This window comes from Lelliottia nimipressuralis, assembly GCF_004402045.1.
GTDB lineage: Bacteria > Pseudomonadota > Gammaproteobacteria > Enterobacterales > Enterobacteriaceae > Enterobacter > Enterobacter chinensis.
The window spans coordinates 111,367-129,281 of the sequence record NZ_SOMG01000011.1 but is presented as its reverse complement, the minus strand read 5'-3'; the positions used below and the strand labels follow the sequence as shown (position 1 = coordinate 129,281).

The following is a 17,915-nucleotide window of genomic DNA, read 5'->3' as shown; positions in this document are numbered from 1 at the left end:
AAAGCCCGGTAAGCATTACGCCACCGGGCGAAAACATACTCAATAACCTATCAGGCTGACTCCGCCAGAGCAATATCCTCGCGCGTCTCGATACGTTCCTTCCCGTGATAAATACGGGCATGCTGCAGACCGACAAACAGTCGCTCTCCCCGGTGCGGTGGAACGTCGTCGCGCATAACCACGGTCAGCGGCTCGGTATACCAGCCCAGCGGTTGTACCACCAATTGTGTGTAGTGCCCTTTAGGGCTAGCTTCCAGCACCTGCACCGGCAGCGGTGAATCCAGGCTGGTTCTACGGCTCACGTCCACTTCCCACGGGCGCAGGAACAGATCGACCGGCCCCTGATGCGCGGAGGTATAGCCCAGCGGCCAGCGGTGCGCCCCCACGTGGAATTGTCCGCCACGAATGGTGCCCTGCAGACGGTTCACTTCACCCATAAACTCCAGCACAAAACGGGTCGCCGGTTCACGCCAGAGCTGCTCTGGCTCGTCAACCTGCTCAATGTTGCCCTGGCTCATGACCACCACGCAGTCCGCGACTTCCATCGCCTCTTCCTGATCGTGGGTCACGAAGACGCTGGTGAATTTCAGCTCTTCATGGAGCTGTCGCAGCCAGCGACGCAGCTCTTTACGCACCTGCGCATCCAGCGCGCCGAAGGGTTCATCCAGCAGCAGAATTTGCGGTTCAACGGCTAACGCACGCGCCAGCGCCACGCGCTGTTTCTGCCCGCCAGAAAGCTGCGCCGGGAAACGGTCCGCCAGGTGAGCCAGCTGCACCATCTCGAGCAGTTTGGTCACTTTCGCTTTAATGGCCGCCGCATTCGGGCGCTCGCGACGCGGCAGCACGGTCAGGCCAAATGCGATGTTGTCGTACACGGTCATGTGGCGGAACAGCGCGTAATGCTGGAACACAAATCCAACCTTACGGTCCCGGGCATGCAGGCGGCTCACGTCGGTGCCGTGGAAGCGGATGTGCCCACTGGTCTGATGCTCAAGTCCGGCAATAATACGCAGCAACGTGGTTTTACCCGAGCCAGACGGCCCCAGCAGTGCCACCATTTGTCCGGAAGGGATATCCAGCGAGATATCATTCAGCACCTGGGTGCGACCAAAAGACTTCTTAATATTGGCAATCTCAATGCTCATGATTTCCCTCCTGATGCTGACGTTTTTCCTGATTTTCTAAACGCCACTGCACCACACTCTTCAAAAACAGGGTCAAAATAGCCATCAGCGTCAGCAACGCTGCGGCAGTAAACGAGCCGATGGTGTTGTAGTCCTGCTGCAGTAACTCGATCTGTAACGGCAGCGACAGGGTTTCACCCCGAATGGAGCCGGAGACGACGGAAACGGCACCGAACTCACCAATCGCGCGGGCATTGGTCAACACCACGCCGTAAAGCAGCGCCCAGCGAATATTCGGCAGCGTCACGCGACGGAACATCTGCCAGCCTGACGCGCCCAGCAGCACGGCCGCTTCGTCTTCGTTGCTTCCCTGGCTTAACATCACCGGCACCAGTTCACGCACCACAAACGGACAGGTCACGAAAATGGTGACCAGCACCATGCCGGGCCAGGCGAACATGATCTGCAGATTATGCTCATCCAGCCAGCCGCCCAACGGGCCGTTGGAGCCGTAAAAGAGCAGATAGACCAGGCCCGCCACCACCGGCGACACGGCAAAAGGAATATCCAGCAGGGTCAGCAGCAGCTGACGTCCCGGGAAGTTAAAGCGCGTAACCAGCCAGGCCAGCAAGGTACCGAACACCAGGTTCACCGGCACGGTGATCAATGCAATCAGTACGGTCAGCCAGATGGCATGCAGCATATCCGGGTTCGCCAGGTTTTCCAGCGCAGGCATCAACCCCTTGCTGAACGCCTGAACGAAGATATAAATCGTCGGCACGACGAGAATAAAGGCGGAAACCAGCACGCCCGCCCCAATCAGAAACCATTTACCCCAGTTGATACGGGGTGCATCGTATCGCTTCAATTGCGTAACTTCCGCCATCAGTGACCTACCACACGTCGACCAAAGCGACTTTGCAGAGTGTTAATCGAGTACAACAGCAGCAGCGAGGCCGCAAGGATCACCGAAGCAATGGCGCTCGCCGCCGGATAATCAAACTCCTGCAGACGGATGAAAATCATCAGCGAGGTCACTTCCGTTTTCCAGGCGATGTTCCCGGCGATAAAAATCACCGCACCGAACTCACCGAGGCTGCGGGTAAACGACAGCGCAACACCCGCCATCAGCGCCGGCGACAGCTCAGGCAGAACCACTTTGCGGAAGCTCTGCCAGCGCGTAGCGCCCAGCGTTTCCGCCGCTTCTTCGTATTCCGGACCCAACTCTTCCAGCACCGGCTGCACGGTACGCACCACAAACGGGATACTGGTAAAGGCCATCGCCACCGCGATACCGAGCCAGGTATAAGTCACTTTGATGTCGAATTTCGCCAGCCACTCTCCGTACAACCCGTTCACGGAGAAGAGCGACGCAAGGGTTAAGCCTGCAACCGCCGTCGGCAGCGCAAACGGCAGATCCATCAGTGCATCAAGCAGCGTACGGCCCGGGAAGCGATAGCGGGTTAAGATCCACGCCATCAGCAGGCCAAACACGCCGTTAAAAATGGAGGCGACAAACGCTGACAGCAGCGTCACTTTATAGGCCGCCACCACCTGCGGGTTGGTGATCACGTCCCAGTACTGCGTCCAGCTCATCTGCGCAAGCTGCATCACCAGCGCGCTGAGCGGCAAAAGCAAAATCAGGCAGACGTACAGCAGGCTGGTTCCGAGGCTTAAGGTAAAGCCCGGCAGCACGCGTTTAGTCGATACTGCAAACATTACTTATGCCCCGCCGCCAGCAATTTGTCTAACTCACCGCCGCTGGCAAAATGCGTTTTCATCACATCAGGCCAGGAGCCGAAATGATCTTCCACGCGGAACAGCGCGGTCTGCGGGAATTTGTCTTTCAGTTTGTTCATCACGTCCGGGTTATTCACGCGGTAGTAGTAATCGGTAATGATGGTCTGCGCTTGCGGGCTGTACAGGTAGTTGAGATAGGCCTTTGCCGCTTTCTCGGTACCGTTTGCCTGCACGTTTTTATCCACCCACGCCACCGGGAACTCGGCCAGAATGTTGGTTTTCGGGATAACCACCTCAAAGCCCTGCGCTTCATACTGTTTGCGGATGTTATTCACTTCTGATTCAAAGCTAATCAGCACATCGCCCAAACCGCGTTCTGCGAAGGTCGTGGTTGCTCCGCGTCCGCCGGTATCAAACACTTCGACGTTTTTCAGGAACTGGGTCATGAACTGCTCGGTTTTGGCTTTATCGTTACCGTCAGCCTTGTCCGCCGCCCCCCACGCCGCTAAATAGGTATAACGCGCGTTACCGGAGGTTTTTGGGTTCGGGAAAATCAGCTTCACGTCGGAACGCACCAGGTCGCTCCAGTCGTGGATATTCTTCGGGTTGCCCTTGCGCACCAGGAAGCCCATGGTGGAATAGAACGGCGAGCTGTTGTTGGGCAGACGGCTCTGCCAGTCGGCCGGGATCAGCTTGCCTTTGTCGTGCAGGATCTGCACGTCAGTGACCTGGTTGTAGGTCACGACGTCCGCTTTCAGTCCCTGAAGAATGGCAAGCGCCTGCTTGGATGAACCGGCGTGAGACTGCTTAATGGTCAGCTTATCGCCATTGTTTTCTTTCGCCCACTGCTGTTCAAACGGTGGATTAAGGGCGGCAAACAGCTCGCGGGAGACGTCATATGAACTGTTCAGCAGCTCAGTCGCCTGCGCCTGTGCCACCAGCAGTAGACCTGCCAGCGCCAGAGTTCCTTTTTTCAGTACAGTAACGGCCATTGCGCACCCTTATAAATGTGATGACTATCTTATAGTCATAATATTTATAACGAGGACCAAAGGAGTAACGGTTTTATATACCGTTTGGTGATTTAGAAGCAGAAAAGGGAATAAGGGGTGCGGCCTGATGCCCTCACCCCGGCCCTCTCCCACAGGGAGAGGGAGAAAGTTTATTACAGCGCCAGCAGACGCTCAACGGACGGCGCGAAGTAGTAGCCGCCGGTCACCGGTTTGGTGAAACGCAGCATGGCGTCACGCTTGCCGTCGGTATCGCCGAACATGCTCAGCAGCTGCTGCTCAATGTTATGCAGACGCGCGCAGTACGCGCAGAAGTAGAGGCCGTGCGTGCCGCTTGCTGTGCCGTACGGCAGGCTCTGGCGAACAATCTTCAGCCCTTTGCCGTCTTCTTTGAGGTCAACGCGAGTCAGGTGAGAGGTGACCGGGCGGTCATCGCCGTCGATCTCTTCGTTGGCTTCTTTGGTACGGCCAATCATCATCTCCTGGTCATGCACGCTCATGCGATTAAGCTGCTTGAGGTTGTGTTCCCAGCGCTGCACGAACACGTAGCTGCCGCCCGCGTCCACGCCGTCTTTGATCACCGCGACTTCACGACGCGTCTCTTCACCCGCCGGGTTTTCGGTTCCGTCGACAAAGCCGCTCAGATCGCGCTCTTCCACCCAGCGGAAACCGTGCACCTCTTCCTGCACCTCAATGCTGTCGCCAAAAGCCGCCACCGCCGCCTGCGCAACCGAGAAGTTCACGTCATGACGCAGAGAGAGAATATGGATCAGCACGTCGTATTGCGTCGCTGGCGCCAGGCCTTTGCCGTAGGGGACGAAGTCTTTGAGCTCTTCCGCCCCTTCGCCACCGCTCAGCTGACGCCAGACGTTATTGCCAAAGGCGACAACGGCGCCGAGGTGGGCTTCCGGGAACTTAGCCTGGAAGGTGGCCAGCTTATCAACAAACGCTTTACTGGCCGCACGCAGGGCATCCACGTCCCCTTTTACATTGGCTTCAATCCAAATCGCCGCGCGGCAATGTTCTGGCAAAATGCCACTCTGAACCTGAGACATCGCTCCTCCTGAAATAAAGATGCCACGTCAGCGTGGCATGGATGGCGGGTATTATACCCGGATTTCAGCGAGGCGGTTTGTTCAGGCGCAAATTACTGCTGCCAGATAATTTTGCTCACCTTCCAGCTCTTCAGGGTGTCGTCAGACGGCATCAAACCTTCCGGGCCGCTCCAGGTGCCGGTAAAGACGTAGCTGATGTGCTGGCTGCCTTCAGCCTTACATTCCACCGCAACCTTGTCGTCAGACGGCACGCTGGTGCAGTTGCCAAACGCCTGTTTATAGAGATCGCTAAACGGGGTCCCCACTTTCACACCGGTTGCGGTTGGAATGTCTTCATCCATCACCGCGATACGGTTTACCGTGCCTTTATCACCATTAATCACCAGCGCCAGCTTGTCGCCCTTCAGCGCTTCGTAATAGCGAACAATATTGCCATTCTCCGTTTTCATGCCGCTGCGCAGGCGGTAATCGCTGCTGAGCGCATCCTGAATGGCATTCTGATCCAGCGCCGTCGCGGCGGTAATTTTTCCCACTCCCTGCTCGGTCACTTCCGTTGATGAGCCAAACCAGTTCCACGGATACGCAGCGGACCAGTTAATGGAGGAGAGCGTCGAACAGCCGGTCAATGCCAGCGGGAGAGCGCATAAAAGTAAACGCAGCGATTTCATTGAAACGTCCTTTCTTGTTAAATCAACGCTTGTTGGAGTGCGACATCGGCAAAAAGTGCCGGATTAATCATCCTGATGCGTAAAACAGGCGCGAAGACGAGGGTTGGTCAGCAGCCACAGCAGCGCCACAATATCGGTAACCACCAGCGCAACGCCGAGGCCCGTCAGCGGTTCACCGTACCACCAGAGTACCGGCTGCCAGAAGAGCAGCGCAATCTGAGCAAGGATCAGCAGCCAGCGAAGCGCACGCCACAAACGCGGGATCGCATGCCGTCGGCCACTGCACAAAAAAGCCACCACCGCCGGTACGCCCGGCAATAAGCCGAGCCAGAAGGCGTCATGATCGGGATAAAAGAGATTCAGCAGCGTGTCGCCCTGCCCGCGTGACGCAGCGGCCATCACAAACAGCACCCAGGTGCGGGCCTGCAGCAGCAGAACGCACCAGAATAAAAAGGGCAGCCTGACACGGCCCTGCGCGTCATAATCTGCGGGATGGATTTCAGTACTCTTCATCTTCGATCAGGCGCTTACCTAAACTCAGCACGTCAGCGTGTTCATAGCCCAGACGTTCATACATGCCCAGCACCACGTCGTTATCCTCCCGCACCATGATCTGGATTTTCGGGCAGCCGCGGGCGATAAGCTTCTTCTCGAGACGATTAAGCAGCGCGTTGGCGATGCCACGGGCACGGTATTCCGGGTGAACGCCCAGATAATAGGCCGAGCCGCGGTGGCCATCATAACCGCCCATCACTGTTCCCACGACCACGCCATTGACTTCCGCAACCAGAAACAGACTGACGTCGTGATTCACCTTACGTTCGATATCCATTTCCGGATCGTTCCACGGACGCAGCAAATCGCAGCGTTCCCAAAGGGTGATCACCTCTTCGAAATCTTCCTGGCGAAAAACGCGTATCTCCATGGTATTAACCGCCTTTTCGGGTTTAAAAACAGTGATTATGGCGCGAACGGTGCGTTTAGCCAATAACCGGGGAAAATCTCGCCAAAATTTGGCATAATGTCACTTTGTCACGTATTGAAATGAAAAGTAAAACAATTCTCAATATGGACTGTCGTAACGGGAAACACGATACGATATAACACCAGGACCCCAATTTTCAGTATTCAGGCCGCATGAGCACATTCAAACCATTAAAAGCACTCACATCGCGTCGTCAGGTTCTCAAAGCGGGGCTGGCGGCCTTAACGTTAACGGGCATCGCAAAGCAGGCTCAGGCGAAAGACGAGAGCACGCTCAAAACCAGTAACGGACACAGCAAACCCAAAACCAAAAAGCCGGGCGCGAAGCGTCTGGTGATGCTTGACCCGGGTCACGGCGGCATTGATACCGGTGCCATCGGCAAAAACGGTTCGAAAGAAAAACACGTCGTGCTGGCGATTGCAAAAAATGTGCGCGCAATTTTACGCAGTAACGGCATTGACGCCCGACTGACGCGCTCTGGCGATACCTTTATTCCGCTGTATGACCGCGTAGAAATCGCCCATCAGCACGGTGCGGATCTGTTTATGTCGATTCACGCCGACGGCTTTACCAACCCTTCTGCGGCAGGTGCCTCGGTGTTTGCGCTTTCCAACCGTGGCGCCAGTAGCGCCATGGCAAAATACCTCTCCGACCGTGAAAACCGGGCGGATGAAGTCGCCGGGAAGAAAGCCACCGACAAAGATCATCTGCTACAACAGGTACTGTTCGACCTCGTGCAGACCGATACGATCAAAAACAGCCTGACGCTCGGCTCGCATATTCTGAAGAAGATTAAGCCGGTGCATCGTCTGCACAGTAAAGGCACCGAGCAGGCGGCGTTTGTGGTGCTGAAATCACCTTCAATCCCTTCCGTACTGGTGGAAACCTCCTTCATTACCAACCCGGAAGAAGAGCGACTTCTCGGCACCACGGCGTTTCGTCAGAAGATCGCCAACGCCATTGCCTCTGGCATTATCAGTTACTTCAACTGGTTCGATAACCAAAAAGCGCACTCCAGGAAACGTTGATGAAACCCAATGCTCAACTGGTCAAAACGTTCCTGCTGCAGCTGCAGGATGAGATTTGCCAGAAACTGGCCGCCGCAGACGGCGGTGAATTTCAGGAAGATAACTGGCAGCGCGAAGCCGGCGGTGGCGGGCGCAGCCGGGTGCTGCGTAACGGCGGTATCTTTGAACAGGCGGGCGTGAATTTTTCCCACGTTCACGGAGACGCCATGCCCGCGTCTGCCACCGCACATCGTCCTGAACTCGCGGGCCGCAGCTTCGAAGCGATGGGTGTCTCGCTGGTGGTGCATCCGCACAACCCGTTTGTGCCGACCAGCCACGCCAATGTCCGCTTTTTCATTGCGGAAAAACCGGGGGCCGATCCAGTCTGGTGGTTTGGTGGCGGTTTTGACTTAACGCCCTACTACGGCTTCGAAGAAGATGCCGTGCACTGGCACACCACCGCGCGGGACCTTTGTCTGCCGTTTGGCGAAGACGTCTACCCGAAATTTAAAAAGTGGTGCGACGACTACTTTTACCTGAAGCACCGCGATGAGCAGCGCGGCATCGGCGGGCTGTTCTTTGACGATCTCAACACCCCTGATTTTGATACCGCGTTCAGCTTTATGCGCGCGGTGGGCGAAGGCTATACCGACGCCTATATGCCTATCGTCGAACGCCGTAAAAACACCGACTACGGCGTGCGCGAACGCGAGTTCCAGCTCTATCGTCGCGGGCGCTACGTGGAATTCAACCTGGTGTGGGATCGCGGGACGCTGTTCGGCCTGCAGACCGGCGGGCGCACGGAGTCGATTTTAATGTCGATGCCGCCGCTGGTGCGCTGGGAGTACTGCTACGAACCAAAAGAAGGCAGCCCGGAGGCTGCCTTGAGGGAGTTTATTCAGATCCGCGACTGGGTGTAATTTACCTGGCCGTTTTTTTTGCCTGATGACGGCTAGCGCCTAATCAGGCCTACATCTACGACGGCACCGCCCCGTAGGCTGGATAAGACGCAAAGCGTCGCATCCGGCACAATAATGTCATCACACCCACTGGCGCATACGCTGATGCAGCGTCAACGACGGTTTCTCCGCAAACAATTGCTGGTAGTCAGTGGCAAACTGCCCCAAATGCCAAAATCCCCACTGCATGGCGGCGTCTTTTACCGTCGCGCTTTGCGACCACGGGCTTATCAGCTCGCGACGCACGGCGTTCAGACGAATACGTTTTAACCAGGCATTCGGACCAATTCCGAGTATCGTATGAAAGGCGTTTTGCAGCGTCCGACGGCTGACGTGCAACTGATTACACAGGTCGAGTACGGTCAGCGGCTCTGACATATTTTCCAGCACATATTCGCGCGCACGCGACAGCAGGCGACGATAGCTCTGATGGCTGATGCTCTCGGCCGTGATTATCGGCTGCGCTTCTTCCAGCATGGTGCCCATCGCCAGCAGCAGGTTATCGCCCAGCACTTTGCGTACTGCAGGTTGATGGAGGTTTGCCGGATTCTCGCTAAATGTCGCCAGCGCCTGCTGCACAAAGCCCCATAGAGCAGCTTTGTGATGTTCTTTCACTTCCAGCGCCGACTGGTTACGCAGCATATGCAGCACCCTTTCCGGGTTATGCAGGAAGTTGGCCTGACGGGCAATCACCTCTTCCGAAATAACGACACCCAGAATGGTGTAATCATCCGGCGTGCTCAGTTCAAACTCCGTCCCGCCCGGGCGGGTGGCAATTTCAGCGTTACCCAGACACTGGGTGCCAATAAATCCCTGTTCGCAGCGCGTGGCCGGAATACCAAACCAGAACGAGTTCGGCCAGACAAGACATGACTGACGCAGCGCCAGTCCGGTGTATTCACGGAACACCTGAATATCGTCGAGCAGGATTTCCGTGAACTCGCCATGAAATTTTCCCGGATGCAGCTGGTCGTATATTTGCTGCCAGGCGGTAATCGTCAGCGCATGCTCATACACATCCGTTGTTCGCCGCTGGTGAACGTTGTCCACCTCCACTTTCGGCGTAAGTTTAACGTCTTCGGGTAATGCTTCATGATAAAGATGGTGCAGGTTTGCAGTTCGGGTCTTTTTCATGATCTTTTAAGCCGGAAGCCTCAACGAAGCCCCCGACCCTCCGACAGGTTAATTTTTTAAGCGATAGCGACTACTGCGTTTACGCAACGCTCCTTGAGAAAAGAGCTGTTCCAGCGCCTTTCTGGCTTCATCAAGTGACCAGCCAAAGTGAGCAGCCACTTCCCCTGCAGTCATTCCTTGACGGACCGATGCCAACAGCGTCAGAAGTTGCTCAGAGGATTCAGACGTCAACGGGGTATCCTGCGTCTTCTGCGTATTTACGTCTGCTTTCACTTCTGGCTTCTGTTCTGGTTTCTCCGGCTGGCGCGTAAAACCGCCGATCAGCCACTGGGTGTCATCGTCCGGCCGGCCTATTTCCTTACGGCTGATAACACGGCCTGTACGCGCTGCGGCAGCGCTGCCGGCATCCAGCGCTGCGCGGCACGCAGCCAGATCGCCTTCCACCACCAGCGTCAGCCGGCCAGGATCGAGCACTTCGTGGCTCAGCAGACGCACGTTAGCGGCTTTCAACATGGCATCTGCCGCGTCTACGGCAGCCACCATACCATCCACTTCCAGTAATCCCAGTGCATTGATCATCACTACCTCTCTTACGCGCGCTGGACTGGATTACGGGCAATATCCAACACGGCATCAGCAAAGGCGTTACAGGCGGCTTTACAGGCAGCCTGGCTACCGGTCAAAAACGCGGCCGAATAGTTGGTTTCTGACGGTGGCGGCACATAGGTGGCAATCTGCACATCAGCAGATTTCAGCGCAGCATCAATACCAAACGTCGCCTCCAGCGGCGGCGCCACCAGATACGCCATCGGATCGCCAGGTCGGCATCCTACGGTCGCCGAGAGATACGATCCGGTACGCGAAACCACATGTGCCAGGAAAGCGGTATCTTCTGCGTCATTTGCCCACTGGAACGCCGCACCGCTTTCAATATTGGCCACCATCGCGTCCAGACCTGCGCGAACTTCGGCCGGGTTTGGCCCCCCGAGCATAATCAGCACTTCGCCCGAGGTTGGAGAGGGATTGTGCGCCGCGCCGGCATACAGCGAGCGGCCATAAACCACTTCGACCATTGCCTGTTTTGTCGCTTCGTCTGCGGCAATATACGCCACGTCATCAGAATCTGCTGTGATGAGTCCAAGGCTACGTATATGTGGCGGTAATTTAAGTTCACGGGCAAAATCGTCATTTACCGAGGCAATCACGCGCATTGCGGTGACTGAAGGTCTAATCAAATCTAATGCTGGCATGATGCCTCCTTAACGGGTCATATTGATGCCGGATGCTTTTTGCTCCAGCATGCGCCTGGCCAAATCCACAATCACCGCCGCCGCTTCAACCGGTGGCGTACCGCCCTGGTGAATATTCGAGATACAGGTACGGTCAGCTTCAACGGTCGTCGCCACGCACGGCGAATAGACGGCATAGCAGGAAAGGCTTTCAGACTGGCCAAGGCCCGGACGTTCCCCAACCAGCAGGATCACCGCTTTCGCACCAAGCAGTTCGCCGATCTGATCTTCGATTTTCACGCGACCATAGCGAACAAAGAACGGCGTCCCAACCTTCAATCCGGCCTGTTTTAAGCCCGACAACAGCGGCGGCAGGATCTCTTCGTAGTTGGCGGTAATGGCGTCGGTAGACAGGCCATCAGAGATAATCACCTGCACATCCGGGTTCATTACACACTGTGATTTCAGCGCTTCAATGGCTTCCGCACTCAGACGACGTCCCAGATCCGGGCGCGTCAGATACAGGTTTTTGTCACTGATTTCCGAGCGTACTTCCAGCAGCCCCTGGGCTTTTACCCACTCTTCGGGCACTTCTTTCAATACCGTGTCTTTTGAACGCGAGTGATCGGCCAGGAAACGCAGCAGCGCCTGAGTGCGCGGGCGTGGACCGGCACGCCCGGTACATACACGCGCGGCGGTGCTGCGGCGCAGCTCGGTCAACACCTCTGCGCGGTGCGGGTTCTCAACGCCAATCCACGCTTTGGCCTCGGCTGAGCCTAAATCCATTGAACAGCTTTCACCCGTTGGTGCAACACACTGCGCGGTGCTACATTTCTCTTCTGGTGACGACGCTTGCGCCTGCGGCTGCGACTCTCCCATTGACGCCATAACGCTGCGTACAATTTCTTCAATCTGTTTTTGATCCATCTGTGTCATCCCCGCGTCATCAGAAGAACAGTGACGGATCGCCCGCCCGTTTGGTCAGGCGACCGTTTGCCATAATGCCCATGGTTTCCAGCCAGCGTTCAAACTCCGGCGACGGCCGTAAATTCAGCAACTGACGGACGGTGGCGGTGTCGTGAAATGCGGTGGTCTGATAGTTGAGCATGATGTCGTCACCGAGCGGCATGCCCATGATGTAGTTGCAGCCAGCGGTGGCGAGCAGAATCATCAGGTTTTCGTTGAGGTTCTGGTCAGCATCAGCATGGTTGGTGTAGCAGCAGTCGCAGCCCATTGAGATGCCACTCAGCTTGCCCATAAAGTGATCTTCCAGACCCGCGCGAATAATCTGACGATCGTTGTACAGATACTCCGGCCCGATAAAGCCCACTACGGTGTTCACCAGAAACGGATCGTAGTGACGCGCCAGTCCGTAGTTACGCGCTTCCATCGTCACCTGATCGGCACCGAAGTTAGCGCCTGCGGAGAGCGCAGACCCTTGCCCGGTTTCGAAGTACAGGCAGTTTTCCCCGGCAATGCGGTTGAACTCCGCGCCCACCGCGCGTGCTTCATCCAGCATAGCCAGCTCAACGCCGAACTCTTTTAAGCCTTTCTCGCTGCCGCAGATACTCTGGAAAATCAGCCCACCCGGCGCGCCGCGACGAATCGCTTCAATCTGGGTGGTAACGTGTGCCAGTACACAGCCCTGGGTCGGGATGTTGAATTTATCGATGACGCCGTACACGGTATCCAGTACGCGGCTTAAGTTTTCCACATCATCCGTTACCGGGTTTACGCCAATTACCGCATCGCCCGCACCGAAGGACAGTCCCTCGTAAATTTGTGCCGCAATACTCTGCACGTCATCACGGGTGTCGTTCGGCTGTAAACGGCAGCTGAATGTGCCCGGCAGACCGATAGTGGTGTTGGCCTTTTTGATCACCGGCATTTTCTTACCGCCGTAGATCAGGTCCGCGTTAGAGCATATTTTCGCTACCGCGGCGACCACTTCCGAGGTTAACCCTTTGCGCGTAAAAGCAATGTCATCAACGGAGGTTTCATCGCTCAGCACGTACTCGCGCAGTTCGCTGATGCTCCAGTTTTTGATGCGGTTATAGGCCGTTTCGTTGACGTCATCCTGAATCAGACGCGTGACGCAGTCCTCTTCATAGGAAATCACCGGGTTATTGCGGATATCCGCCACCGTCATTTCTGACAGCACCTGCTTGGCCGCCACGCGCTCCTGCGAACTGGTTGCAGCTACCCCTGCCAGCACATCCCCCGAACGCAGTTCGTTGGCTTTTGCCAGCACCTCTTTCACATCCTTAAACTGATAAACATTGCCGAACAATGTGGTCTTTAGTTTCATAAGTCGTTCCCTCAGGAAGGAAATGCGAGTGATTTCACCGTCACCGGCACAACCGATCCGCCAAAAAGAGGCGTACCAATGTCGATATAGTCCCCCGCCCGGACAACCACCTCATCGATGACCGCCAGCGGGTGTTGCTGTAACTGTGGGCGTAACAGCATGCCCAGGGCTTTACCAAAATCCTGCTCGGCTACCACCAGCAGGGGATGCGGATTCGGATAGCGCGCGACAAAGGCCTGCAGCGCATCAATCACCGTTAATAGCGCGGCGTAGCGCACCGGCAGCGAACCGGGCAGCGCCAGCACGTAGGCGTCCGTTTGCGGATCCAGATCGAGTTGCATCAGCGCTTGCTGCCAGGCGGCAACCAAATCAGCCTCATCAACTGGAATCGCCACCGGCAGATTGCGCAGCGGAAGCGCTACACCTTCCAGCCAGATAGTGCTGCCCGAAAGCGACAGCGTATGCGCTCCGGCACCAATCACCGTGGCACGCACGGTCTGCGCCGGGAACTGCACGTTCATATCACGCAGGCGCGGATGTTCGTGCAGCGCCGTGGCGAGCAGCGGCCCGATATCGGAAAAACAGAACGGATCGGCAGGTTGGTTGCGGTAGCATTCGCCCACTCCCCCTGAAAGCGTAATCACATCCGGTTTCACGCCCGCAGGCAGTGAACCGGTTTGCATCAGCGCCTGCGCCAACGGTGAAAGCGTGCCGTCAATCACCTCCACAATCAGCGCCGCCATCCGTCGAGCCACCTGAACAAGCTGCGCCGCATTGAGGGTTCGGGCGTCAAAGCCCGGACCAAATACGTCATCAACAATCATCTGTCCCGGTTGATGCGCATACACCACTCGCCCCTGACCATCCGTTTCCAGAAGCCGTCCGCCAACGTTCAGGCAGGCCGAACCGCTGACCTTTCCGGCATCGAACAGGACGAAGTTCGACGTCCCGCCGCCGATGTCGATATTCAGTACGCGGCACATTTTTTGCTCGGACAGGGTTTGCACTCCCGCTCCTTGACCGGCAATCACCGATTCCAGATGCGGACCGGCGCTGGCAACCACAAAGTCCCCCAGCGACTGGGCGAGCGTCATCACTGCGGGTCGTGCGTTGCGGGTTTTGGCGCTTTCTCCGGTAATGATGATCGCACCGGAATCGACGGCCTCAGGCTTGATGCCCGCCGCCTGATACTGGGCGAGGATCAGTGCCTTAAGTTCGGCCTCTTTCAACCCGCCCTGCTTATCAACGGGGGTAAAGAACACCGGGCTTTGCCAGCTAATTTCGCGTTTGATGAATTCGTAGCGCGGCACCTGCGACACTGCCGCACGGTTGACCAGCTCAAGGCGCGAGAAGATCACCTGAGTGGTAGTGGTGCCGATATCGATACCGACGCTGAGTAGCTGGCGAGTATTCACGATTGCGTCTCCGGATTAGTTTCTGCTGGTGCCGGAACATCTTCGTCTTTTGGTACTAACAGCATAGCCACGCCAATCGCCGTCACACCGCCGATCAACTTGCCGACAATCATTGGGAAGATCATTGCGTTCATGTTGGCAGCGGCGAAGCCTAAGTGGTCACCCAGAGCAAAGGCCGCGGAGACCGCAAAGGCACAGTTGATCACTTTGCCGCGGGTATCCATATTCTTCATCATGCCGAACATCGGGATGTTGTTCGCCAGCGTCGCGACCATCCCCGCAGCCGCAATGTTATTAACGTTTAACAGGTTGCCGACGCTCATCAGCGGTTTTTCAAACCAGCGGGTCAACAGCAGTACCATCGGGTAGGCGCCCAGCAGCACACAGGAGATAGAACCGATAACTTCGATGGCGCGCATCACTTCACCCGGCCTGTCTCCCGGTGCCATGAAGATAGGATCAAGACCCGGAATTAGCTCCCAGCCGAGCAGAAATTTGATCACCGCAGCTGCCAGACCGAGGGTGATCAGCGCCACGAGGAATTTCGCGAAGATCTGGAAGCCGCTGATCATTTTTTCCGGGATGAATTTCAGTCCCAGCGCCACAAGCACGGCCACAATCAGCACCGGGATCATGTTCATCAGGATCAGCGCAAAGGTGAACTCCACCGGCTGACCATTGATTTCGACGCCGGAGTACATCGCGACCAAACCACCCGCAATACAGCCAACAGGAATGGTGACAATACCGGCCAGTACGCCCAGCGCCAGATAACGACGGTCAGACGGTTCAATAATTCCCAGCGCAACCGGAATGGAGAAGACCAGCGTCGGCCCCATCATCGCTCCGAGGATCAGACCAGAGTACAGCCACGCCGCAACGTCGCCGCCCGCCAGTTCTTTCGCCAGGAAGAAGCCCCCCATATCGCACGCCAGCAGCGTTCCGGCAAACATCGACGGGTTTGCGCCCAGCATTTCGTACAGCGGAATAATCACCGGCCCAAGCACATGCGCCAGTACTGGTGCCAGCGCGGTCATACCGACCATCGCCAGGCCCAGCGCGCCCATCGCCATGAAACCTTCTTCAAACTGGCCGCCCGAACCCTCAATACTCTTACCGAACTTACCGAGGAAGCGCGCCGAACCGCCGAACTGCGACAGGATCCTGTCCACGGCGGCAATCAGCATAAAGAACATCATGATGTACATGATGATTTCGTTAATTCCCATAACCTTCACTCCCTGTCATATGTGTATTTATTATGCCGTTGCATACAATGCGATAATGTCGGCATGCGTGGCGGTGCGTGGGTTACTGCGAATACATATATCCTCCAGCGCGGCATGCGCCCATGCGCTGTAATGCTCGAGCTTTGCCCCAACATCAGAGAGTCGTTTTGTCTGGCCCACTTCACTAATCAGCTCGCTGACGGCGTTGATGGCATCGCGATCGTCCGACTTCTTGTTGGTTAACGCCCGTCCGATATGGCTGAAGCGCTCACGACACACCATGCGGTTGAATCCCATTACCGTGGGCAGCAGCATGGCGTTAGCCTGTCCGTGCGGGATATGCAGCGCTGCGCCCGGCTGGTGCGCCATCGCATGACACAATCCCAGTCCCGCGCTGGAAAACGCCATTCCCGCCATGCAGGACGCCAGCAGCATGCTTTCCCGCGCAGCCAGATCCTGACCGTATCCGACGGCCTTCGGCAGCGATTTACCGATCATCGCAATCGCGCCAATCGCCAGGCTGTCGGTAAACGGCGTCGCGTTCAGCGCGCTATACGCTTCAACGGCGTGCGTCAGCGCATCGATCCCGGTCATCGCCGTGACGTGTGCGGGCACACCTTCCGTCAGCGCGGCGTCAAGGATCGCCACATCCGGCATCAGCATTGCGTGGGCCAGCACTTGTTTAAGTCCTGTCGCGGCGTCGATAATCACCGTGACGTTAGTGGTTTCTGAGCCCGTTCCGGCGGTAGTTGGCACCGCAATTAGCGGCAGACGCGGACGCAACACGCTGTGCTCCGTCATGTCAGCCAGCGTCTGCGTGGGGTTGGTCACCAGCAACGCTACTGCCTTTGCGGCATCCAGTACGGAACCGCCGCCGAAGGCCACAACGCTATCGCACTTCGATTCACGCATTTGCGCGACCGCCGCGCAGACATCCGTAATGCACGGTTCGCCCGCCGGACATGGCCACAGCGTCATCGCCACGCCTTTCATCGCCAGGCTGCGTTCCAGTGCAGCAGTCATCCCCACCTGATGCAGGAAACTATCAACCATGACGAACATATGCGTCAGTCCGCGCGTTTTTGCTTCCTGTCCACAGGTACTCAGCGCTCCCAGTCCACATAACGTAACCGGTGGAACGCTAAATGTTTTTACGCGTTGCAGATTCAGGGTATCGAATGCCTGAAAGAGCGCGGTCTGCAATTCAGCTTGCATAGATTCCTTCCGCTTTTTCTTTTCCGCTATTTGCAATCGCCAGCGGAGTCATAAACAGGCTGTGCTGGGGTAAATGCACCTGCAGCTCCGGGAAACGCTTACGGAACAGTTCATCAAGGCCCGGCTGCATACAGGAGCCACCGGCCAGCCACAAGTCAGCGACGCCCTGTCCGGCTATATGGTGAGCCACGATTTCCGCCATCTTTTCGTAGACCGGCTTAACCACTGGCCAGATTTCTTTGCCATTGCTGCGCTTGTACTGCTCGGCTTCCTCCAACTGGATGCGACGGTTCCCGGCCAGCGTCAGAGAAATATGGTGCCCGCCGGTCGCTTCATCGGCGGAATAGATCACTTTGCCCTGTTTAACAATGGCAATCCCGGTGGTACCGCCCCCGATATCCACCACGCCAGCGTTATCGAGCTGCAACAAGTCCGCCAATGCGGTCGGTTCGTCGAGCACATGACTTACTTCAAGCCCGGCAGACTCCAGCACGTTGATCGAAATTCGCCGGTCCGTTCCCGGTGGAAACGAGGTTGCCGCATGAGTAAAGCGGCAACCCAGCTGTTGTTCGAGCGTATCGAGATGGCGACGAACGATGGTCACCGCGCCGAAGAAATCCCAGACGATGCCATCGCGCACGACATCGGCCCAGTCCAGGCAAACCGCAACCGGCTGTCCGTCACTGTCGACAACCATCGACACCACATCACACGTTCCCAAATCAACGCCCAGCCACAGCGGTGAATCGCTCACAGCAGGGGGCTGGTTACATAGCGTTGCCGTTTTTAGCAGCCTGGGTGTCAGCCAACGTTGTTCGTCGTGTGCCATCTCTTTTA

19 protein-coding genes are annotated in these 17,915 nt (G+C 56.7%); 2 read left to right on the top strand and 17 right to left on the bottom strand.

The genetic code is table 11. From position 1 onward, the window contains the following. Positions 1 to 50: 50 nt before the first annotated feature. The 8 genes from cysA to E3U32_RS03845 form a co-directional block, all read right to left on the bottom strand. Positions 51 to 1,145, bottom strand: coding sequence for a sulfate/thiosulfate ABC transporter ATP-binding protein CysA (cysA, locus tag E3U32_RS03880; protein WP_134347713.1), 1,095 nt, complete (start codon positions 1,143 to 1,145; stop codon positions 51 to 53). After that, a complete protein-coding gene (gene cysW, locus E3U32_RS03875; protein ID WP_134347712.1) occupies positions 1,135 to 2,010 on the bottom strand; it encodes a sulfate/thiosulfate ABC transporter permease CysW in 876 nt (291 codons plus the stop codon). Before cysW ends, cysA begins: the two co-directional genes overlap by 11 nt. Continuing rightward, positions 2,010 to 2,843, bottom strand: a complete 834-nt coding sequence (cysT, locus tag E3U32_RS03870) for a sulfate/thiosulfate ABC transporter permease CysT (RefSeq protein ID WP_134347711.1) — start codon at positions 2,841 to 2,843, stop codon at positions 2,010 to 2,012. The genes cysW and cysT overlap by 1 nt, the downstream gene beginning before the upstream one ends. Beyond that, on the bottom strand, positions 2,843 to 3,856 hold the full coding sequence (locus E3U32_RS03865; protein ID WP_134347710.1) for a sulfate ABC transporter substrate-binding protein: 1,014 nt from the start codon (positions 3,854 to 3,856) through the stop codon (positions 2,843 to 2,845). The genes cysT and E3U32_RS03865 overlap by 1 nt, the downstream gene beginning before the upstream one ends. Positions 3,857 to 4,029: 173 nt before the next feature. After that, complete coding sequence (locus E3U32_RS03860; RefSeq protein ID WP_134347709.1) at positions 4,030 to 4,929, bottom strand: Dyp-type peroxidase; 900 nt, start codon at positions 4,927 to 4,929, stop codon at positions 4,030 to 4,032. Between the two features lie 92 nt (positions 4,930 to 5,021). Further along, complete coding sequence (locus tag E3U32_RS03855) at positions 5,022 to 5,597, bottom strand: RpoE-regulated lipoprotein (protein ID WP_134347708.1); 576 nt, start codon at positions 5,595 to 5,597, stop codon at positions 5,022 to 5,024. 63 nt (positions 5,598 to 5,660) lie between these two features. After that, positions 5,661 to 6,110 (bottom strand): DUF2919 domain-containing protein, encoded by a 450-nt coding sequence (locus E3U32_RS03850; RefSeq protein ID WP_134347707.1) that lies wholly within the window; start codon positions 6,108 to 6,110, stop codon positions 5,661 to 5,663. Next, positions 6,097 to 6,522 carry a GNAT family acetyltransferase gene (locus tag E3U32_RS03845; protein ID WP_134347706.1) on the bottom strand — a complete coding sequence of 142 codons (426 nt, stop codon included), beginning with the start codon at positions 6,520 to 6,522 and terminating at the stop codon, positions 6,097 to 6,099. The genes E3U32_RS03850 and E3U32_RS03845 overlap by 14 nt, the downstream gene beginning before the upstream one ends. 212 nt (positions 6,523 to 6,734) lie before the next feature. On the opposite strand from E3U32_RS03845, the gene amiA reads away from it, so the two are divergent. Together amiA and hemF are read left to right on the top strand one after the other, a co-directional pair. Continuing rightward, a complete protein-coding gene (amiA, locus tag E3U32_RS03835) occupies positions 6,735 to 7,610 on the top strand; it encodes an N-acetylmuramoyl-L-alanine amidase AmiA (RefSeq protein ID WP_023308739.1) in 876 nt (291 codons plus the stop codon). Beyond that, entirely contained in the window at positions 7,610 to 8,509 is a 900-nt protein-coding gene (gene hemF / locus E3U32_RS03830; protein ID WP_134347705.1) for an oxygen-dependent coproporphyrinogen oxidase, read from the top strand. The genes amiA and hemF overlap by 1 nt, the downstream gene beginning before the upstream one ends. 120 nt (positions 8,510 to 8,629) lie before the next feature. Here the strand turns inward: hemF and eutR are convergent, their stop codons facing one another. The 9 genes from eutR to eutJ are packed head-to-tail and all read right to left on the bottom strand — an operon-like array spanning position 8,630 to position 17,907. Continuing rightward, positions 8,630 to 9,682: an HTH-type transcriptional regulator EutR gene (gene eutR, locus E3U32_RS03825; protein ID WP_134347704.1), complete on the bottom strand. Its 1,053-nt coding sequence runs from the start codon at positions 9,680 to 9,682 to the stop codon at positions 8,630 to 8,632. 48 nt (positions 9,683 to 9,730) lie between these two features. After that, entirely contained in the window at positions 9,731 to 10,261 is a 531-nt protein-coding gene (gene eutK / locus E3U32_RS03820) for an ethanolamine utilization microcompartment protein EutK (RefSeq protein WP_134347703.1), read from the bottom strand. Positions 10,262 to 10,272: 11 nt separating this feature from the next. Continuing rightward, complete coding sequence (eutL, locus tag E3U32_RS03815; RefSeq protein WP_134347702.1) at positions 10,273 to 10,932, bottom strand: ethanolamine utilization microcompartment protein EutL; 660 nt, start codon at positions 10,930 to 10,932, stop codon at positions 10,273 to 10,275. A gap of 9 nt (positions 10,933 to 10,941) precedes the next feature. Then, a complete protein-coding gene (gene eutC, locus E3U32_RS03810; protein WP_134347701.1) occupies positions 10,942 to 11,838 on the bottom strand; it encodes an ethanolamine ammonia-lyase subunit EutC in 897 nt (298 codons plus the stop codon). Positions 11,839 to 11,857: 19 nt separating this feature from the next. Then, positions 11,858 to 13,219, bottom strand: a complete 1,362-nt coding sequence (gene eutB / locus E3U32_RS03805; protein ID WP_003038029.1) for an ethanolamine ammonia-lyase subunit alpha — start codon at positions 13,217 to 13,219, stop codon at positions 11,858 to 11,860. An 11-nt stretch (positions 13,220 to 13,230) separates the two neighbouring features. Continuing rightward, the gene (gene eutA, locus E3U32_RS03800; protein WP_134347700.1) at positions 13,231 to 14,634 is read right to left on the bottom strand and encodes an ethanolamine ammonia-lyase reactivating factor EutA; all 1,404 of its coding nucleotides are present in this window, start codon (positions 14,632 to 14,634) and stop codon (positions 13,231 to 13,233) included. Continuing rightward, a complete protein-coding gene (gene eutH / locus E3U32_RS03795) occupies positions 14,631 to 15,863 on the bottom strand; it encodes an ethanolamine utilization protein EutH (protein ID WP_134347699.1) in 1,233 nt (410 codons plus the stop codon). The genes eutA and eutH overlap by 4 nt, the downstream gene beginning before the upstream one ends. 30 nt (positions 15,864 to 15,893) lie before the next feature. Beyond that, positions 15,894 to 17,078, bottom strand: coding sequence for an ethanolamine utilization ethanol dehydrogenase EutG (eutG, locus tag E3U32_RS03790; protein ID WP_134347698.1), 1,185 nt, complete (start codon positions 17,076 to 17,078; stop codon positions 15,894 to 15,896). Beyond that, positions 17,068 to 17,907 carry an ethanolamine utilization protein EutJ gene (gene eutJ / locus E3U32_RS03785; RefSeq protein ID WP_134347697.1) on the bottom strand — a complete coding sequence of 280 codons (840 nt, stop codon included), beginning with the start codon at positions 17,905 to 17,907 and terminating at the stop codon, positions 17,068 to 17,070. The genes eutG and eutJ overlap by 11 nt, the downstream gene beginning before the upstream one ends. Positions 17,908 to 17,915: the final 8 nt, after the last annotated feature.

Coding starts and splice junctions, on each gene's coding strand:
- cysA (WP_134347713.1), bottom strand. CDS start 1,145: ATGAGCATTGAGATTGCCAATATTAAGAAGTCTTTTGGTCGCACCCAG.
- cysW (WP_134347712.1), bottom strand. CDS start 2,010: ATGGCGGAAGTTACGCAATTGAAGCGATACGATGCACCCCGTATCAAC.
- cysT (WP_134347711.1), bottom strand. CDS start 2,843: ATGTTTGCAGTATCGACTAAACGCGTGCTGCCGGGCTTTACCTTAAGC.
- E3U32_RS03865 (WP_134347710.1), bottom strand. CDS start 3,856: ATGGCCGTTACTGTACTGAAAAAAGGAACTCTGGCGCTGGCAGGTCTA.
- E3U32_RS03860 (WP_134347709.1), bottom strand. CDS start 4,929: ATGTCTCAGGTTCAGAGTGGCATTTTGCCAGAACATTGCCGCGCGGCG.
- E3U32_RS03855 (WP_134347708.1), bottom strand. CDS start 5,597: ATGAAATCGCTGCGTTTACTTTTATGCGCTCTCCCGCTGGCATTGACC.
- E3U32_RS03850 (WP_134347707.1), bottom strand. CDS start 6,110: ATGAAGAGTACTGAAATCCATCCCGCAGATTATGACGCGCAGGGCCGT.
- E3U32_RS03845 (WP_134347706.1), bottom strand. CDS start 6,522: ATGGAGATACGCGTTTTTCGCCAGGAAGATTTCGAAGAGGTGATCACC.
- amiA (WP_023308739.1), top strand. CDS start 6,735: ATGAGCACATTCAAACCATTAAAAGCACTCACATCGCGTCGTCAGGTT.
- hemF (WP_134347705.1), top strand. CDS start 7,610: ATGAAACCCAATGCTCAACTGGTCAAAACGTTCCTGCTGCAGCTGCAG.
- eutR (WP_134347704.1), bottom strand. CDS start 9,682: ATGAAAAAGACCCGAACTGCAAACCTGCACCATCTTTATCATGAAGCA.
- eutK (WP_134347703.1), bottom strand. CDS start 10,261: ATGATCAATGCACTGGGATTACTGGAAGTGGATGGTATGGTGGCTGCC.
- eutL (WP_134347702.1), bottom strand. CDS start 10,932: ATGCCAGCATTAGATTTGATTAGACCTTCAGTCACCGCAATGCGCGTG.
- eutC (WP_134347701.1), bottom strand. CDS start 11,838: ATGGATCAAAAACAGATTGAAGAAATTGTACGCAGCGTTATGGCGTCA.
- eutB (WP_003038029.1), bottom strand. CDS start 13,219: ATGAAACTAAAGACCACATTGTTCGGCAATGTTTATCAGTTTAAGGAT.
- eutH (WP_134347699.1), bottom strand. CDS start 15,863: ATGGGAATTAACGAAATCATCATGTACATCATGATGTTCTTTATGCTG.
- eutG (WP_134347698.1), bottom strand. CDS start 17,078: ATGCAAGCTGAATTGCAGACCGCGCTCTTTCAGGCATTCGATACCCTG.
- eutJ (WP_134347697.1), bottom strand. CDS start 17,907: ATGGCACACGACGAACAACGTTGGCTGACACCCAGGCTGCTAAAAACG.